This window comes from Thermoactinomyces sp. CICC 10522 (genome assembly GCF_016055075.1).
Classification (GTDB): Bacteria; Bacillota; Bacilli; order Thermoactinomycetales; family Thermoactinomycetaceae; genus Thermoactinomyces_A; species Thermoactinomyces_A daqus.
This window is the reverse complement of the sequence record NZ_JAECVY010000014.1, coordinates 22,953-40,142: the sequence shown is the minus strand read 5'-3', so window position 1 is coordinate 40,142 and position 17,190 is coordinate 22,953. Positions and strand designations below refer to the sequence as shown.

Genomic DNA, 17,190 nt, shown 5'->3' with positions numbered 1-17,190 from the left:
TCATGGTGCGGTCGGCGAGACTCGAACTCGCACGGCCATACGGCCACTACCCCCTCAAGATAGCGTGTCTGCCAATTCCACCACGACCGCTCAAACGATGCTCCTGGTGCGGGTGGAGGGACTTGAACCCCCACGCCAGAGGCGCTAGAACCTAAATCTAGTGCGTCTGCCAATTCCGCCACACCCGCTTACGATCAGTAAGGGTTGGTGTCTTTCCCTTTCGTTTCAGGGTATCTCGCATCGACAAGTAATAATTTATCATGCAGTAAAAAGAAAGTCAACCACCAATTTTAATGTTTTAACTTTCAAAAATCATACCCGTCCAATCGCATGAGAGCATATTACATTCCACCACTTCCCATGCATAAAAACAGGGATTCCCGGGCACGGGCCAAGCTCAAACGGCGGGCCACACGGCGATCCATTCTTGTTTCGCAACCGGATCAGAGCTGGGCGGGACCACGATTCATCCGTGTTGGATTTTGCCATGTTCCGGACTTGCAAGTCTTCGGCTCCACCGGATCGTCGCGAACCGTCCCCCGATTTCACGCGATTTCGCAAACTTCACCGATCCCGATTCGGGAAGTTTGATTTGGTTGCGCACTGCTTTGATTGTCGGTTTTCCGTTCATTCCACTCTGCTGGATTTGTTGATGAGAGCCGCTTGCTCTTCGGTGGACCCGGATGATATTTGAATGCCTTGTGATGAATTCAGCTCTTGGAATGTAACGTTCCAACTTTATAAAACAGGGAGAGTCGGACATGACATTGCGATCACTATGAACAGTTCAAAACTTCATCACCCATTGCCAATTTTAAAACCAATATTTCCATGTACAAAAAAAGAGAGCAAACGACGGTCAGGGTTGAGAGAAAGAGAAAAAACTTCTCCTCCCTCACCTGACGCCCGCTCTCATCCCCATAGTTGAAGCCAGGCGGGGTCTTCCCGCTCGCAAAGATATAAAAAAAGCGCCACCCGGCAAAGGTGACGCGATTTCATATGGTGAGCCATGAAGGACTCGAACCTTCGACACCCTGATTAAAAGTCAGGTGCTCTACCAACTGAGCTAATGGCTCAAATAAAAATGGCTGGGGAAGTAGGATTCGAACCTACGCATCACGGAGTCAAAGTCCGTTGCCTTACCGCTTGGCTATTCCCCAGCGAATGGGGCGATCGGTGGGAATCGAACCCACGAATGCCGGAGCCACAATCCGGTGCGTTAACCACTTCGCCACGACCGCCGCAAAATGGCGGAGCTGACGGGATTCGAACCCGCGATCTCCTGCGTGACAGGCAGGCATGTTAGGCCTCTACACCACAGCTCCGCATATGAAATTTTCCTTATGGTGGACGCTGACGGGATCGAACCGCCGACCCTCTGCTTGTAAGGCAGATGCTCTCCCAGCTGAGCTAAGCGTCCGCAAATGGTGACCCGTAGGGGATTCGAACCCCTGCATGCCAGCGTGAAAGGCTGGTGTGTTAAACCGCTTCACCAACGGGCCACAAGGCACAAAAAGTGGCGGAGAGAGAGGGATTCGAACCCTCGCGGGGCCAGATAGCCCCCTAACGGTTTAGCAAACCGTCCTCTTCGGCCTCTTGAGTATCTCTCCGCGTCTGGCTCCTCAGGCAGGACTCGAACCTGCAACCTACCGGTTAACAGCCGGGTGCTCTACCATTGAGCTACTGAGGAATATAATTTAAGAGACGAATGTTATTATAACTCAGTGCCGCATTGTTTGCAAGTCTTTTTTATGACTTTCTTTTCATTGTCGCTTTCGTTCCGGCGACAATTAATACATTACCATGCCGAAGGAAAATAGTCAACCCTTTTTTCACAGGAAAATAAATTTAATTTTTCATCCGTACAAATCCCTGAAGGAAGCAAGCCAAAACCGACTTGCTTCCCGATTTTCGTTAGTCTCTGCTGAAAATACGCAACAGGTTTTTAAAGATAATGATAAAGTCGAGATATAACATCAACGCTCCGAAGATCGCCAGCTTGGTTCCTGTCTCTTCATCATATACCTGCTGGCTCATCGCCTTGATTTTTTGAATATCATAAGCGGTGACCCCGCAGAAGAGCACAACCAAGGCGTAAGAGATGATCAGGTCGAGCATCGAACTCTTGACAAAGAATATATTAACGACCGAAGCCAGAACCAATCCCAGGATGAGCATCAGGGCAATTGATCCAAACCGGGTCATATCGATTTTCGTCACATAGCCGAATGCCGCAAACAGACCAAACATCCCGGCGGAGATAAAGAAAGCGGCGGCGACTGTTTGGACGTTGAAATAGGCTAAAATGAGCGAAAGTGTCACGCCGTTGAGCGCGGCATACAGAAAAAATGAAAAAGTGGCAGCAAACGGCGACATTCTTCCCAACAAAGAGGAAAGGGCCATCACAATAATAAACTCGGCGATGACAATTCCCCAAAACACCCCTGAATGCGTGGCCAAATAATAAGGAACATTGGGATTACCGGAAAGTACGAGGGCAATAATCGCTGTCATCATCAAGCCCGCAAACATCCATCCAAACACACGGGGCATCAGGCGCTGCGCGGAGTAAGCGAGCGAAGTGTGATTCGTCCCCGGATATTGCGATTGATTCACGAAAGAATCCCTCCAAAAATATTCATTTATTTTTAAAAACAGTATATTCCTTATTGCACCTCTTAATCAAGCAATGCTGGCACCTTTCATTCATCTTTCATATTCTGCTCCATAACCCCCGTTTTTTTCCTGCTTCTAATGAATCATCCCGGACTCATCCATTCTCCGTTTGGTCTCTTCCGTACCGAGCTGGTAAATCATGCGGTAGATTTTTCGCAGTGTTCCATCTCCTTTGACATTCTCTTGGCTCTCATTGTCCAGAAACGGGATATGCGCTTTGACAAAGGTCGTAAAATCTTCTTCTTCCGCTTCCCGGAACAATCGCTCCAACCGCTCGATCTCCTCCTCCGTCGCCTTGATTTCAAAATCATAATTGGCGTCATTTACTTCAAGATGATCCCGAATCTCTCCCGAGCGCTGGCCGATCTCCACGGTCACATAGTAAGTTTTTTTGTCATCCATCAGGGACACCTCCAATCTCACTTTTTCCTATTCTTCGCAAAAACATACCCCCATTCCGTTTTGACCAATGCCTCTTTCAATGCGAAAATGAAGAAGACCATCTTCCGGAAATGAGGAGGAACCAACGGGTCAAAAGACAGAGGAGGCAGAGCAATGACAACCGACATCGGGCAAACCCGTTATTCGAGGCAAATTCTCTTTGCCCCCATCGGAGAGGAAGGACAGGCAAAATTGCTTCGCTCCCGTGTGGCCATCGTTGGCATGGGAGCATTGGGAACGGCTTTGGCCAACCATATGGTCCGCTCCGGCATAGGGTACGTGCGCCTGATCGACCGCGACTTTGTGGAAGCGAGCAATTTGCAGCGGCAAATGCTTTATGATGAACAGGATGCAAAAGAACACATGCCAAAGGCGATCGCAGCCAGCCGCAAGCTGAAAGCGGTAAACGGCGCGGTTGAAATCGAGCCGCACATCGCGGATCTCAACTGGCAAAATGCGGAACAACTCCTTACCGGGGTCGATTTGATTCTCGACGGCTCGGACAACTTTCAGGTTCGGTACCTGATCAACGATGTCAGCATCAAGCATGGCATCCCGTGGATTTATGGCGGGGCTGTCAGTTCCCGCGGCATGACCTATACGATCATCCCCGGAGAAACCCCCTGCTTGCGCTGCCTTTTTCCAGATGCGCCTGCCCCGGGATCGGCCGAGACTTGCGACACCGCCGGCGTGATCGGCCCGATTATCCATGTTGTGGCCGCTTATCAGGCGGCGGAAGCGCTAAAATGGCTGGTCGGCGCCAAAGACCGGCTTGATCCCCGCCTGCGCCACTTTGAACTGTGGCATAACCATCATCACGCAATGGATGTTGGGGAGAAAATCGCTGCCGACTGCCCCGCCTGCCAAAAGAAGATCTTTTCTTATCTCGACCCGCAGGAAAAACGGGGAACCGAAGTGTCCATGTGCGGCCGGGAAACCGTGCAGATCACCCTGCCGTCTTCTTCCTTTTCCCTTGATCTCATCGCGGAACGTCTGAAACAGGCGGGAACAGTCACCCGCAATCCCTTTATGCTGCGGGCCGATTTGGGAGAATACCGCTTTGCCGTATTTCCGGACGGGCGAATTTTGGTTCAGGGAACGACCGAAATTCCGTTGGCCAAATCACTGGTGGCCAAATATATCGGCCTGTAAAAAAAGCGAATGGATTGGTCTCCATTCGCTTTTTTTCTAGTCAGGCGGCAATGTCATCCCGGACTTCCCCACGCTCCTCATCTGCCGGGAGACGCCACTCCAACCCCGTTGTACTTAACTTTCCTCCCCGGGTTGCGCTGGCAAATCATGGTCATTTTCCGGAATAATCGACACGTTTCCCAGCCGTTCCATTACCCTGATCAAACTTTGAGTGCCGTCTTCGCCTCCCCCGTAAGCCTGAACGGAGCGGAGCAACTGTTGAACCAGGGCTGTTCCGGCCAGGGGGAGATCCAACCGTTCCGCTTCCTGCAGGACGATGCGCAAATCCTTTTGCTGAAAGCGGACGGAAAATCCGGGAGCCAGATCTCCTTTGATCACCCTGGGGGCATAGTTAGCCAGTGCCCATGACCCTCCTGCCCCCTGTGTGGTCACCTGGATCATTTTTTCCAGATCAACGCCGCTCTTTCGGGCAAAGGCCAGTGCTTCAACGACCCCGAGCAAATTCAAGCCGCACAAAATCTGATTGCACGCTTTGACCGTTTGCCCTGCTCCCACCGGGCCACAGTGGGTAACCGATTTTCCCATCGCTTTAAACAAAGGCATCGCCTTCTCAACCACGGCCGGGTCACCCCCCACCATGATGGAGAGCGTTCCGTTTCGCGCACCCACGTCCCCTCCGCTCACGGGGGCATCGATCATTTCGACTCCCTTTGCCTTCGCTTTTCCCGCCAGCACCCGGGTTGCATCCGGTGAGATTGTGCTCATATCGATCAGGATGGTTCCGGGTTTCGCGCCCTGCAGCACTCCTTTTTCCCCGGCAATCACTTCCTCTACATCAGGCGTGTCCCCGACGATGGTGATGACCGCATCGCTTGTCCGGGCCAAATCTACGGGGGAAGAGGCCAGCTTGGCTCCCCATTTTGCCGCTTCTTGCATCTTGCTGGCGGTCCGATTCCAGACCGTTACTTCAAACCCGGCCCTGTAAAGATTGTAAGCCATGGAACGCCCCATGATCCCAAGGCCGATAAAACCGACTTTTCGCAGGTCTTGCATTGGATCTCCCCCTTTTTAATCTGAATTGGACTGGCGCAATTTCAGCGGACCGCGGCATACACCGCACCGGTATTTCCGCAGGTCGACTCTGCGCTGCCGGTAATATACCTGGCGGCACTCAACACAAATCAGGACATATTTCGGCTTCCTGCTTTGTAACGACTGCAGCGCCGGGGCATGGCGCAAGCCCCCGACCCGCTGCAACCAGTATCGGAAATCGGCATCGCGATGCTGGTATCCTTTTCCCTGCAAATGAAGATGATAATGGCACAATTCGTGCAAAATCATCTTTTGAAAAATCTCTTCCCCGTGCTCCTCCAGATAACGGGGATTCATTTCAATCGCATGGCTGCCGAGGCAATAGCGGCCACCGGTGGTTCTCAAGCGCGGATTGAACCGGGCCAGATGGCGAAAAGGGAGGCCAAAATGCTGAAGCGACAGGGTTTCCACCCGCTTTTGCAGTTCCTGATCCGTCCATTTTGCCATCCTGTTCCCATCCTTTCAAAATCGGCTCACCGATCCTCTTTTCCATCATAAAATATTCCGAAAAGCCATAAAAGGGAGGACGAACCATGCCCCAGTGGCTCTATCGGCAACTTCGGCGCGCTTTTCTGGAAAAAGACCGCCGCCAGATCCGCCTGTTAAATCAGTGCTGGTTCCAATATCAAACAAGGGTATGCCAAATTACCTGTGCACGCGAAGTGCCCTCAAGCAGCGAGTAAAGCCTCCTTACGCACGAAACGCGGGAGTGCCGGCTTCTGCTGCCTGACGGGCACTTGCGCTAATATCTCACGACTCTTCCCGTTTAACCGGAATCATGCTCAAACCGACCCGCTCCCGTTCCACATCGACATTGATCACCCAAACATCGACAATATCACCGACCGTGACGATATCCATCGGATTGCGCACGAATTTTTCACTCATTTTTGAGATATGGACAAGCCCGTCATGCTTGAGTCCGATGTCGACAAAGGCGCCAAAATCAACCACATTGCGAACCGTTCCCTGCAAATGCATTCCCTCATGCAGATCTTCCAGCTTCAACACGTCCGAACGCAAAAGCGGTTTTGGCAGCTCATCCCGCGGATCGCGGCCGGGCCGGAGCAAAGCCTCAATGATATCTCTCAGCGTCGGGATGCCGCAATCGAGTTCTGCCGCGATTTTTTCCACATCAACCCGTTTTAATTTTTCCTTGCACTCATCACTGCCGATTTGCTCTTTCGTGATTTCAAGCCGTTGCAGCAGTTGGTCAGCCACCCGGTACGATTCGGGATGGATCGGTGTCTGATCAAGCGGATTGACTCCGTCGTGAATGCGCAAAAAGCCGATGCACTGTTCATAGGTCTTCGCCCCGAGGCGCGGAACTTCCTTTAGCTCCTCCCTGCTTTGAAAACGCCCCACCTCGTCCCGCCGCTTCACAATGTTTTTGGCGACCGAGGCACTGATGCCCGAAACATAGCCAAGCAGCGCAGGAGAGGCAGTATTCACGTCAACCCCCACATAGTTCACCGCAGACTCCACTACTGTCGTCAAACTTTCACTCAAACGCTTTTGCGAAACATCGTGTTGATACTGGCCGACCCCCACCGACTTCGGATCGATTTTGACGAGCTCCGCCAGCGGGTCCTGCAAGCGCCGGGCAATGGAAACAGCGCTGCGGCGGGCGGCGTCCAGATCAGGAAACTCTTCTTTGGCCAGTTTGGAAGCAGAGTAAACACTCGCTCCCGCTTCATTCACAATGATGTAATAGACGGAGCGCTTTGCTTCCTTGATCACGCTGGCGATAAACGCTTCCGTCTCCCGGGAGGCCGTTCCGTTTCCGATGGCGATAATCTCAATCGGATACTTGTCCAAAAGCGCCAATACCGTGCGTTTGGCTTCTTCGACTTTTTCCTGGGGCGGAGTGGGATAAATCACGCCGACTTCCAGCATTTTTCCGGTATCCGCCACCACGGCCCACTTGCATCCGGTTCGATAGGCAGGATCGACTCCTAACACCATCTTTCCTCTTACCGGCGGCTGCAACAGCAGGTGACGCAAATTTTCGGAAAAGATGCGGATCGCCTGTTCCTCCGCCTGCTCCGTCATTTGCGCGCGAACTTCTCTTTCGATGGAAGGTGCGATCAACCGTTTGTAGCTGTCCTGTGCCACCGCTTGCAAAAAATCATGGGCCGGAATCGGAAACCAGCGCAGCAGACGGCGATGAATCTCCTCCTCATCCACCGTGATTTTCACTTTCAGAATCTCTTCGCGTTCCCCGCGATTAACGGCGAGAATGCGGTGGGAAGGCATTTTATGTACGGGTTCACTAAATTCATAATACATTTCATAGACGGAACGAACTTCCGGATCTTTTGCCTTGGAAACAAGCATTCCGGTTTTCCAGGTAAATTCGCGCACCCATTTGCGAATTTCCGCGTCTTCGGACAGCTCCTCGGCCAGAATGTCCATTGCCCCTTGCAAGGCCTCTTCGCGTGAGTTCACTTCATTTTCTTCACTCACAAACTCATCGGCGCTTTGCTCGATCTCATCCTGGTCCTCCACTTGGAGCATGATGCGCGCCAACGGTTCCAATCCCTTTTCCCGTGCGATGGAAGCCCGGGTTTTCCGCTTCGGCCGGTAGGGGAGATAGAGATCTTCCACCTCTTGCAGCTTGACGGCCTCCATGATCTTCTGTCTCAGTTCATCCGTCAGTTTGCCCTGCTCATCGATCAGACGGATCACTTCTTCTTTCCGCTGATTGAGCTGGGTGGCATATTGGTATCGCTCTTCAATCGACCGCAATTGTTCCTCATCTAGTTCACCGGTTCTTTCTTTGCGATACCGGGCGATAAACGGAATGGTATTTCCTTCTTCCATGAGTTCAATGGCTGCTTTCACTTGGCGCGTTTCGATGCCGAGTGCGCCGGCGATTATCTCCATCATCTTCAGTTGGTCCATTTTCTTCCTCCTGCTTCTTTCACAAAAAGAAAATCACAGCCAGCCAAAGCATGTTGACGTATGGAATCGTACGGATCAAACCCGTTTTCAAAAATCCCATCCAAAATCAATCATTTGTTCATCAACATACCTGAAGCTAACCTCTATTTTAGCGAACTGACACCGGCAATGCATAAATTTTTGGCCGAAAAGCGAGGCGAACTGATGGCAATTCGCTTAAAGAAATGGTAAAAACAAAAAAAGAGCCCACCTTCTTTTCATCGGTCAGCTCCGTTACACCTATATGACTTCTGACGGTTCCATGCGAATTGCTTGCCGCAGTTTTTGCAAGGCTCTGCGTTGCAAGCGGGAGACGTGCATTTGCGAAATCCCCAGTTTGTCCCCGGCCTGCTTTTGGCTTAAGTTCTCAAAAAACGTCAATTTTAAAATTTCCTGCTCCCGCTCCGTTAACACGGAAAACACTTTTTCCAGGAGGAGCTTGCGGTCGATCTGATCAAAGCCGGCATCATTCGTTCCCACCAGGTCCAGCAGGGTAACCTGGCCGCCATCACTGCCTGCTTCGATCGGACTGTCAACCGAAACAGCATGATAGCTCCGTCCCATTTCCATCGTTTCCAAAACTTCCTCTTCCGTAACTCCCAGATATTCTGCAATTTCCTCCACTTTCGGTGAACGCTGCAATTTCGTCGTCAGCTCTTCCACTGCCGTTTTGATGCGAGGGCCCAATTCCTTGATTCTTCGCGGCACATGCACACTCCAAGTTTTATCGCGAATATGGCGCTTGATCTCACCGATGATCGTCGGCACGGCAAAACTCTCAAAACTGCGGCCGAGCGAGAGATCAAAACGCTTGAGCGATGCAATTAAGCCGATCATCCCAACCTGAACCAGATCCTCGTAGGGCTCCGAACCATGAGCAAATTTGAAAGCCAGTGTTTCCACGAGCTCCCTGAAATGGTCGATCAGCTGGTCTTGTGCCTGCGAATCCTCATCCTGTTGATATTTTTTGATTAACGCTTGCACCTGTTCATCGGTTAGGGTGGAAGGATGTGGACGACTCGACATGAGATTCCACCACGTCCTTTCGGATAAACTTGGTCATCGTTACGATTACTCCATTATCTCCCTTGATTTCAACTTCATCCATCAGCGTTTTCATGAGATATAAACCCAAACCGCGCTCCCGCAGCGAATTCATCGAACGCTCCATCCGGATCGGGCCGGTTCTTTTCTCAACTTCTTGCACGTCAAAACTGGTCCCCCGGTCAATCACTTCGATTTTGAGCCGGTTGGAAAAGATGTTGCAACTTACTTCTATCTCGCCTTCGCCGCCGCAATAAGCATGATCCACCGCATTGGTGCAGGCTTCCGATACGGCCAGCTTCAAATCTTCTATGTCATCGTATGAGAAACCCATGCGATTGGCAATTCCGGAGACCGCTAACCGGGCGATTCCAACGTAATCTGGCTTAGCGGGAATGGTCAAGTATACCAAATCTAAGGGTTTTTCACTCATAGTTGGCCTCCTCCTGCCTGATCTTCAATATCCATAATCTGATTTAAGTTCGTAATCTTGAAAAGCCGGTTCAATCGGGCGTTCATTCCCGTTAAAACGAGTTTTCCAGATGTTGCCCGTTGTGCTTTGTAGGCACCGATGAGCACACCCAATCCCGTGCTGTCGATGTAAGTCACTTTGGAGAGGTTTACTGTAATCTGGCTTCCTCCCTGACACAAAGGCAGCAATTTCTCACGCAGCTGCGGGGCGGTATAGACGTCCACTTCGCCCTCCACCGAGATCGCGATGCGGTTCTCCTTTTCTATTTTTTCATGAATTACAAGATTCATACGTTTTTAACCTCCTCAAAAAAGCGAAGACGGCTGCTGTCTATCCAATCCGTTTTAAAATCAATATCGTTTGATCATCCCGTATCTTGTAGTTCGTCATTTCATAGAGTTTTTGGTGGATTGCTTCCACTGCCTCCTGAGCCGGCATATGAATATATCCCTGAATCAATTGCTTAAGAGTTTCCCGTTCTATAAATTCACCATTCACTCTGCATTCCGTTACGCCATCCGAAAACAACACAATTGCATCATGAGGTTGGAGTGAAATCGTATCCTCCGGGTATTCGGCATCTCTGGACACCCCGAGCACAAGTCCTCGCGTCTTCAAGTCGAGAAAATCTTGTTCAGCCGCTCTGTAAAAGAGTCCCGGCTCGTGTCCGGCTGTGGCATAGCGAAATTGGTGATTTCTCGAATCATATACCCCGTAGACCATGGTGATAAACATACTGGGGTCGACATTGCGCTCCACCACGATATTGAGATCCTTTAATACCTCTGCCGGCGAAAGCGGCTGGGTTCCCAGCCGGTCCATCGCGTATTTGATCATCGACATGCACAGGGCAGCGGGAATTCCTTTCCCGATGATGTCGGAAATGGCGATTCCAATGGAACCCACCCCGTGATCGACAAAGTTGTAATAATCCCCGCTCATCTGATTGGCGGCCACACTGATCACACCGATATCGACTCCTTCCAGGGAAGGGGTTTTGGAGGGAAGGAGCGTTTGCTGCATGCCGACAGCCACTTCGATCTCATTTTCAAGCTCCCGCTGGCGATTCATCAATTTCTCCCGTTCCCGGTAAGCAATCCCATAACCGATCATCATTTCGAGCAACAGATCAAAAGATGCTTTCACTTCGGCAGGCAAGTCGGGGAACAGCGATTTCATCGTCCGCACGTGGGCATTTACCACCTCGTCAGGGGGAATCCGCTTTTCCATAAACCATTTGGAAAGTTGTTGCGCACTGTACAAATGATCTTCCTTGCTCGTTTTCACATAGGAAGCGAGCAGCTTTTCATACAATTTTTTCAAATGAATATCCATAGAAAGGTCCCCTTGATCAGCCGTCAATTAGAAAAACCTCCAAGTTGATTTCCTTTGAGACCAGACGGGCATGTAAAAAGATAAAATCAGAAAATCTATTTGCAAATTTTCGCAGCTTGTCTTTCTCTCTCATATGAACTGATTTTGAAACTAAAATATCATAGATTGCCGCAGAAATGAATAACACACCAACACAAAAAAGAGAATGGAAAAAAATCCATTCTCCTAAAAATCGATCATGCCCAAGCTGATCATCAGGGCCTCATTTACACGACTCATCATCTCGTCGTCCAAATGAGTGATTTTATCCGTCAATCGCTGTTTGTCAATTGTACGAATTTGCTCCAGCAAAATAACAGAATCACGGTCAAACCCATAAGCTTTGGCATCGATTTCCACATGTGTAGGCAACTTAGCCTTTTGGATTTGGGCTGTAATCGCGGCGACGATCACGGTGGGGCTAAACCGATTGCCAATATCATTTTGAATTACCAAAACAGGCCGAACCCCACCTTGTTCGGATCCGACCACAGGGGAGAGATCTGCGAAATAGACATCGCCACGTTTAACAATCAAATCGGTTACACCCCGCTAACCAATCGATCCAAAGTATCTTCAGCCTCTTCCTCCGCTACAAATGCCTCAGAAGCAATGTTGAGATTGATGCGAGCCATTTCCATATAGCCTCTTTGCATCATTTCGCGGATGAGACGTTTTTTCCGCTCCTGGAGATACATTTTCATCGCCTGGCGAATAAACTCGCTGCGATTTGAGTTATCTCGCGCAACCATACCATCCACTTCTTGAAGCAAATTTGTTGGCAGGCTGATCATGATTCTTTTTGTACCGGACAAATGAAGCACCCCCAACCAATCATCACCGTTAACATTTCCCCTATCAATACTACCATTATGCCGAAGATGTTGCAAAAATATACTTACTTACAAGCAATAAAAGTAAGATGGAAAACAGACATAGTTAAATTTATTCGTCCGGAAGGCTAAAATTCCTTCTCAACCAATTGTAATACTAAAAAAGTTGCCGAATGTCCAGTCTGCCAGCTAATTTTCAGCAAATCGACAACCTAAAAACGCAAGCGGTTGACGATTTCCACTACTTCTCCCTCTTTTCGATAAACCCGGGGAATGCGATGGCTGAGCGTACTGACCACTTCATAGCTGATTGTCCCCAACAGCTTGGCAACTTCATCCACCGTGATACATTCACCATACTGCTCTCCGTATAGCACCACCTCATCCCCGATCTCAACCGGCATGGCATTCGTCACATTTAACATCAACTGGTCCATGCAGACACGGCCCACGATCGGAACTCTCCGCCCCCGTACCAGGGCAAATCCGCGATTGGACAGATGGCGGTTCACACCATCCGCATAGCCGACCGGAACAGCGGCAATCCACTCGTCACCGTCCGAGATATAGGTTTTGCCGTAGCTGACGCCCGTTCCTGCCGGCGGCTGCTTCAAATCGGCAATCCTCGTTTTCAGGGTGAGAGCAGGGCGAAGATTGACGGCAGTGCGGTTCACCTGATCCGACGGGTAGTAACCGTAAAGGCTGATCCCGACGCGTGCCATGCGATATGCATGATCGGACAAGTCGATCGCGCCGCCGCTATTGGCAATATGAGGAAGAGGAATCGAAATCCCTTCCTTCTCCAAGCGGTTTAAAACCTCGGCAAACCGCCTCTCCTGGTACAGAGCATACTCTTTATCCGCCTGATCGGAAGTCGCGTAATGGGTAAAAATCCCTTCGACCTCGACCGATTTCAATTCCAAGGCCCGTTTGACAAAAGCGACTGCTTCATCAGGGAACAATCCCAACCTGCCCATCCCTGTATCCAATTTTACATGGACGCGCGCCCGGATTCCCAACCTGGCCGCTTCCCGTTCAATGGTTTGCAACGATTCGTGATGGTAGACGGTAAGGGTAAGTCCGGCCTTCAGCGCTTCGGCAACGGCATGATCCGGTGTCAATCCCAACACCAGAACCGGTGCCTCTATGCCCGCCCGGCGCAACTCGATGCCTTCATCTTCAAAAGCAACCGCCAAATATTCCGCTCCCGCCTCAAGCGCGGTTTTCGCGACCTGAACCGCACCATGTCCGTAGGCATTCGCCTTTACCACAGCCATGATTTTGACATCCGGGCCAAGATGGCGGCGGAATTCTCTGACATTATGGGCGATTGCATCCAAATCCACCACCACGACCGTGTCGCGCCCGATCTTCGTTTCCATTGTTTCCTTCGTTTCATAACAATCCACGTTTGACCACTTCCAATTGACCATTAAGTGCACCAAGGAACGCATCACTAACCAGAATGGCTATCTTTCTGCTCCCGAATAAATAAACATAAGGCAAGCCGAACTCCTGTTCCAAATCTCTCAGCGGCAGCACTTTTTTTCTCTTGCCCCAACAGATTTCCAACCGGTCCGGAAAAAGAAGATAATGCGGACGAAATAAGAACAGATAAATGGCCGGCGGCAGGAACAGGGTGATGAGAATATCGGCAACCAGCCCCATGATAAAACCGGAACTGCGCGGCGGACAGGAAAGCCACACCGCTCCGAGTCCGAGCAGAAAGATCAGGGATTCAAACAGACGCATCCGTTTGCTCTTGCGAAAGAGAAGCACCTTGTAGGAAGAGCGCTCCTCCCTGACCAGCTGCTGTTTGGCCATACATTGTCATCCTTCTGCGTTTAAGTCTCTGGCAACTATCCTGTATTATATCAAATCTTTGCTGAAATATCCGAGAAAAATACAGCACAACACGGAAGATGAGAGCATAAGCACCCGCAAGGGGGAGTTGCCCCCCTGACCTGCCATGCGAACATGGGGAGGTTAAGAAGAAACACGACCTTGCCGGAAAACAAACTTGAACAGAAAAATGGACAGCCTTTGACGGTGTCCACTTGTGATCCTTTATTTTGCCGGCTGGTCGTACAGGGAATTGGCGATTTTAATCATTTCCGATTCTGCCAGATCTCCCAGCAGCTCATAGTCGACCCCATCGTACGTCCAGGTGAGCCGTTTCCGATCGCCCATTTCCAAAAGTACTCCTACGGTCTGCACCAAATCGACCGGTTTCCCCATGATCGGCAGACTGGCAGCAATCTCCTGAGTACGGCGTTCCGTCAGGGTAAAGGATTTCTCGCCTTTAAACCGTAAAACGGCCACCGGACCATTGGGTGTTTGAATGGTCTGCTCATTCGCCAGCCGGATTCCATCAGGAACATAACCAGGAATCACGGAGGATATATCCTGCTTCTCCTGTTTTACTGCTGCCAATGCCTGTTTTGACTGGGACGGCATCGGCTGTAAATTGCGCTGCGTATCGAAAGCATCTTTGTCAAAATGAGCATCGGGCTTAAACCGGTCAAAGCTGACCGTCATCAACAGGTCATTTTCTTGATCCAGCACATCCACTTTCTTGGGGTTCAGATCATGGTCCAACCAGATCCTCTGTTTGACCGCCTGCTTGTTAAACGGATATTTGGCGACAACTTCAAAGCGGTAATCATTTTTCCCGGCCTGAAACTGGCGGCCCTGGTCATCGACAATGCTTTGCAACAGCGTTTGGTAAATATAGATTTGCCCGCCCGTATACGGCCAATCGCTTTGAAAGCGGAAGCTCTTTTTCAAACTTGGCGATAAAACGTACACACCCTCATCATTTCTCAACAAAATCTGCGCGGTATTTTTCTTCAAATTCCGAAGGGCCACACGGTAATACCCGGGCTTTTTATACCATACTTCCACATCGTATTCCTGTGGTTCCTGCCCTGATAAAATCGCCATTTTTCCATGGCTGATATAAGACTCGAGATCCTCGGAGCGCTTTGATAAATCGCTGACCACATCTTTGGCATCTTTCGTCCCGCATCCGGCGAGCGGCAGGATCAAAAGCCCGAGCAGGACAAAGATCCAGATCTTCCGACACATTCAAATCCGCCCTTTCGTCAATTTCCCGGGAAATGTGTCGGCTAGTAAGGGACAGTCGTCGATCTCACCCGGGCTATCGCCCGGAGCAGGTCATCAACCATTACACCATGAGAGGAAGGCCCGGCGATTTCCCCCGCTTTCCCATGCAAATAAACGGCCATCGGCACCGCTTTTTCAGCAGGAATGCGCTGGGCGAGCAGAGAACCGATCATTCCGGTCAAAAGGTCGCCTGAACCTGCTTTGGCCAGAGCAGGGCTTCCGGTGGGGTTCAGTACCTGCTTGCCATCCGGAAAAGCAATTACGGTATATCTCCCTTTTAAAACGACAAACATATCTGTTTTCAGTGCCAATTGCCGGGCCACTTGATGACGCTGGACTTCGACTTCTGCTGTGGAGGAACCGATCAGGCGAGCCATTTCTCCCGGATGCGGGGTCAAAATCGTGACGGCTCCCTTTTTTCTCCGCCGGAATAAGGAAGGATGCGCTGCCAGAATATTCAAGGCATCTGCATCCAAAACGAGAGGTACCTCCACTTCCTCCATCAGCTGGCCAAGCCATTGTTCTTCACCGGCAAACCGGCCCAGCCCCGGACCAACCGCCACTGCGGAAAAGCGCTCTCGCTTCTCCTTCCAAACGTCTGCGCTGCCTGCGTCGAAAACTTCCTGCCCCGGCCAGCTCCAGATCAGCTGCTGTGTCACTTTGGCCGCCAATGCCAGCCGTTCCGATTCCGGCACTGTTAAGGTGACATAACCGGCCCCCATGCGATAGGCCGCTTCACCCGCCATCACCACGGCTCCGAGCATTCCCCCGGCCCCGCCGATCACGTGTAAATGCCCATAGGTTCCCTTGTGCGCCCATTCCTGTCTCGGCTGTGCATACTCCTGCCACAAACAGGGAGTATTCAGTCGCGCCCGCGGTTCCCTTTCTGTTTTCTCATGACCGGAAAAAATCCCGATCTCCGCCACTTTCAGCTTCCCGCGCACGTTTGCTCCCGGACGTAAATAATGACCCCATTTCGGATACTGGAATGTGACCGTCAAATCGGCCCGCACAGCTTCATTTTCAATCGCTCCCGTATCGGCATCGACACCGGAAGGGAGATCAACGGACACCACAAACGGAGACGGTGTTTGATTCAGCCGGCGAACCACCTCGTCCATCGGCGGCCGGAGTCCCCCGCGCGTTCCTGTTCCAAGCAAGGCATCGACGACGACGGTTGCTTCAGCCAAGTGACGGAACAATCTCTCTTTTTGCCCGTCCGAATAATGCCACACCGGAGCATAGCGACAGCAAACCTGATAAAAAACGCCGGCATCCGCTGACATTTTTTCTTTCGAACCTATAAACCACATATGCACCTTCCAGCCGCGATCGAGCAGATGGCGGGCCACCACCCAACCGTCCCCGCCGTTATTTCCTGCCCCGGCAAGCACGGTGGCCGTTTTCGGCTTTGGAAAGCGAAGGAAAATCTCTTCCGCGACCGCTCTGCCGGCATTCTCCATCAACACGATCCCCGGCAGGCCGATCTCCTCAATGGTGTAGCGATCCAGTTCGCGCATTTCCCTGGCGGTTACCAGATACACGTTTGTCCCTCCTAACCGCGTTATATATGTATGTCCACCCAAAAAGAGTTATGATTCAATTGCCGGAAACCCCTAGAGCACAACTTCCTCAATCACCGCCATCGCCATCGCATATTGCCGGCTGTGCGAAATGGACAAATGTACGGCAATCTCCTTATCGGCAAAGATGGCTGCGAAAGCAGATTCGGAAAGAAAAACGCAGGGTTTGCCCTTATGATCATTGAGAATCTCGATATCCAAAAAGGAGCAATTCCCGCCGATCCCGGTGCCAAGCGCTTTGGCCACCGCCTCTTTGGCGGCAAATCGTCCGGCGATATATTCCAGTTCCCGCCCCGGTTGTTCCGGCTTCAACGTACGTTCGCGTTCAGTCAGAATCCGTCTGGCAAGCCGGTGAACGCCGATCTCTTCTATTCGCTCCAATTCCACCAAATCAGTTCCAATGCCTCTGATCACTCATTTCACATCCTGCTTTCAGATTATTACCAGTATACCA

The 17,190-nt window shown here is 50.9% G+C and carries 19 protein-coding genes and 10 tRNA genes; 2 read left to right on the top strand and 27 right to left on the bottom strand.

Translation table 11 applies throughout. The features are described from left to right. Window positions 1–3: 3 nt before the first annotated feature. The 13 genes from I8U18_RS14765 to I8U18_RS14705 form a co-directional block, all read right to left on the bottom strand. A tRNA-Leu gene (locus I8U18_RS14765) sits at window positions 4–90 on the bottom strand. Between the two features lie 14 nt (window positions 91–104). Then, a tRNA-Leu gene (locus I8U18_RS14760) sits at window positions 105–188 on the bottom strand. Between the two features lie 278 nt (window positions 189–466). Continuing rightward, window positions 467–631: a hypothetical protein gene (locus tag I8U18_RS14755; protein WP_198056452.1), complete on the bottom strand. Its 165-nt coding sequence runs from the start codon at window positions 629–631 to the stop codon at window positions 467–469. Window positions 632–1,000: 369 nt separating this feature from the next. Then, window positions 1,001–1,076 (bottom strand) — tRNA-Lys (locus I8U18_RS14750). 9 nt (window positions 1,077–1,085) lie between these two features. Further along, window positions 1,086–1,160: transfer RNA gene (locus I8U18_RS14745), tRNA-Gln, on the bottom strand. Between the two features lie 5 nt (window positions 1,161–1,165). Next, a tRNA-His gene (locus I8U18_RS14740) sits at window positions 1,166–1,241 on the bottom strand. 7 nt (window positions 1,242–1,248) lie between these two features. Beyond that, window positions 1,249–1,325 (bottom strand) — tRNA-Asp (locus I8U18_RS14735). 19 nt (window positions 1,326–1,344) lie between these two features. After that, window positions 1,345–1,420 (bottom strand) — tRNA-Val (locus I8U18_RS14730). A 5-nt stretch (window positions 1,421–1,425) separates the two neighbouring features. Continuing rightward, window positions 1,426–1,502, bottom strand: a tRNA-Glu gene (locus I8U18_RS14725). Between the two features lie 15 nt (window positions 1,503–1,517). Continuing rightward, window positions 1,518–1,610: transfer RNA gene (locus tag I8U18_RS14720), tRNA-Ser, on the bottom strand. Window positions 1,611–1,615: 5 nt separating this feature from the next. Next, a tRNA-Asn gene (locus tag I8U18_RS14715) sits at window positions 1,616–1,690 on the bottom strand. Window positions 1,691–1,914: 224 nt separating this feature from the next. Further along, the gene (locus I8U18_RS14710) at window positions 1,915–2,616 is read right to left on the bottom strand and encodes a Bax inhibitor-1/YccA family protein (RefSeq protein ID WP_370589278.1); all 702 of its coding nucleotides are present in this window, start codon (window positions 2,614–2,616) and stop codon (window positions 1,915–1,917) included. 135 nt (window positions 2,617–2,751) lie between these two features. Next, a complete protein-coding gene (locus I8U18_RS14705; protein ID WP_198056451.1) occupies window positions 2,752–3,078 on the bottom strand; it encodes a hypothetical protein in 327 nt (108 codons plus the stop codon). Between the two features lie 153 nt (window positions 3,079–3,231). Between I8U18_RS14705 and I8U18_RS14700 the strand changes: the two genes are divergently transcribed. Continuing rightward, a complete protein-coding gene (locus tag I8U18_RS14700) occupies window positions 3,232–4,269 on the top strand; it encodes a ThiF family adenylyltransferase (protein ID WP_033102175.1) in 1,038 nt (345 codons plus the stop codon). 114 nt (window positions 4,270–4,383) lie between these two features. Here I8U18_RS14700 and I8U18_RS14695 read toward each other — a convergent pair whose 3' ends face one another. Further along, window positions 4,384–5,322 carry an NAD(P)-dependent oxidoreductase gene (locus I8U18_RS14695; RefSeq protein ID WP_198056450.1) on the bottom strand — a complete coding sequence of 313 codons (939 nt, stop codon included), beginning with the start codon at window positions 5,320–5,322 and terminating at the stop codon, window positions 4,384–4,386. Between the two features lie 15 nt (window positions 5,323–5,337). After that, entirely contained in the window at window positions 5,338–5,808 is a 471-nt protein-coding gene (locus tag I8U18_RS14690) for a SprT family protein (protein WP_033101971.1), read from the bottom strand. A gap of 86 nt (window positions 5,809–5,894) precedes the next feature. On the opposite strand from I8U18_RS14690, the gene cmpA reads away from it, so the two are divergent. Then, window positions 5,895–6,044, top strand: a complete 150-nt coding sequence (cmpA, locus tag I8U18_RS14685; RefSeq protein WP_152568605.1) for a cortex morphogenetic protein CmpA — start codon at window positions 5,895–5,897, stop codon at window positions 6,042–6,044. Window positions 6,045–6,111: 67 nt separating this feature from the next. Here cmpA and I8U18_RS14680 read toward each other — a convergent pair whose 3' ends face one another. From I8U18_RS14680 to acpS, 12 genes are all read right to left on the bottom strand, one after another. Then, entirely contained in the window at window positions 6,112–8,265 is a 2,154-nt protein-coding gene (locus tag I8U18_RS14680) for a Tex family protein (RefSeq protein WP_198056449.1), read from the bottom strand. 279 nt (window positions 8,266–8,544) lie between these two features. Then, on the bottom strand, window positions 8,545–9,330 hold the full coding sequence (gene sigB, locus I8U18_RS14675) for an RNA polymerase sigma factor SigB (RefSeq protein ID WP_198056448.1): 786 nt from the start codon (window positions 9,328–9,330) through the stop codon (window positions 8,545–8,547). Then, window positions 9,293–9,781, bottom strand: a complete 489-nt coding sequence (gene rsbW, locus I8U18_RS14670) for an anti-sigma B factor RsbW (RefSeq protein WP_033101974.1) — start codon at window positions 9,779–9,781, stop codon at window positions 9,293–9,295. Before rsbW ends, sigB begins: the two co-directional genes overlap by 38 nt. Further along, complete coding sequence (locus I8U18_RS14665) at window positions 9,778–10,110, bottom strand: STAS domain-containing protein (protein ID WP_033101975.1); 333 nt, start codon at window positions 10,108–10,110, stop codon at window positions 9,778–9,780. Before I8U18_RS14665 ends, rsbW begins: the two co-directional genes overlap by 4 nt. Window positions 10,111–10,150: 40 nt before the next feature. After that, complete coding sequence (locus tag I8U18_RS14660; RefSeq protein ID WP_198056447.1) at window positions 10,151–11,155, bottom strand: PP2C family protein-serine/threonine phosphatase; 1,005 nt, start codon at window positions 11,153–11,155, stop codon at window positions 10,151–10,153. 225 nt (window positions 11,156–11,380) lie between these two features. After that, a complete protein-coding gene (locus tag I8U18_RS14655) occupies window positions 11,381–11,731 on the bottom strand; it encodes a type II toxin-antitoxin system PemK/MazF family toxin (protein WP_022738671.1) in 351 nt (116 codons plus the stop codon). Window positions 11,732–11,736: 5 nt separating this feature from the next. Next, window positions 11,737–11,988, bottom strand: coding sequence for a CopG family ribbon-helix-helix protein (locus I8U18_RS14650; RefSeq protein ID WP_181735445.1), 252 nt, complete (start codon window positions 11,986–11,988; stop codon window positions 11,737–11,739). 251 nt (window positions 11,989–12,239) lie between these two features. Further along, the gene (gene alr / locus I8U18_RS14645; protein WP_033101997.1) at window positions 12,240–13,409 is read right to left on the bottom strand and encodes an alanine racemase; all 1,170 of its coding nucleotides are present in this window, start codon (window positions 13,407–13,409) and stop codon (window positions 12,240–12,242) included. A gap of 13 nt (window positions 13,410–13,422) precedes the next feature. After that, complete coding sequence (locus tag I8U18_RS14640) at window positions 13,423–13,851, bottom strand: hypothetical protein (protein WP_033101977.1); 429 nt, start codon at window positions 13,849–13,851, stop codon at window positions 13,423–13,425. Window positions 13,852–14,094: 243 nt separating this feature from the next. Further along, the gene (locus I8U18_RS14635; protein ID WP_198056446.1) at window positions 14,095–15,114 is read right to left on the bottom strand and encodes an outer membrane lipoprotein-sorting protein; all 1,020 of its coding nucleotides are present in this window, start codon (window positions 15,112–15,114) and stop codon (window positions 14,095–14,097) included. A gap of 41 nt (window positions 15,115–15,155) precedes the next feature. Beyond that, complete coding sequence (locus I8U18_RS14630; RefSeq protein ID WP_198059746.1) at window positions 15,156–16,697, bottom strand: NAD(P)H-hydrate dehydratase; 1,542 nt, start codon at window positions 16,695–16,697, stop codon at window positions 15,156–15,158. Window positions 16,698–16,769: 72 nt separating this feature from the next. Further along, a complete protein-coding gene (gene acpS, locus I8U18_RS14625; RefSeq protein WP_033101980.1) occupies window positions 16,770–17,150 on the bottom strand; it encodes a holo-ACP synthase in 381 nt (126 codons plus the stop codon). Window positions 17,151–17,190 lie beyond the last annotated feature (40 nt).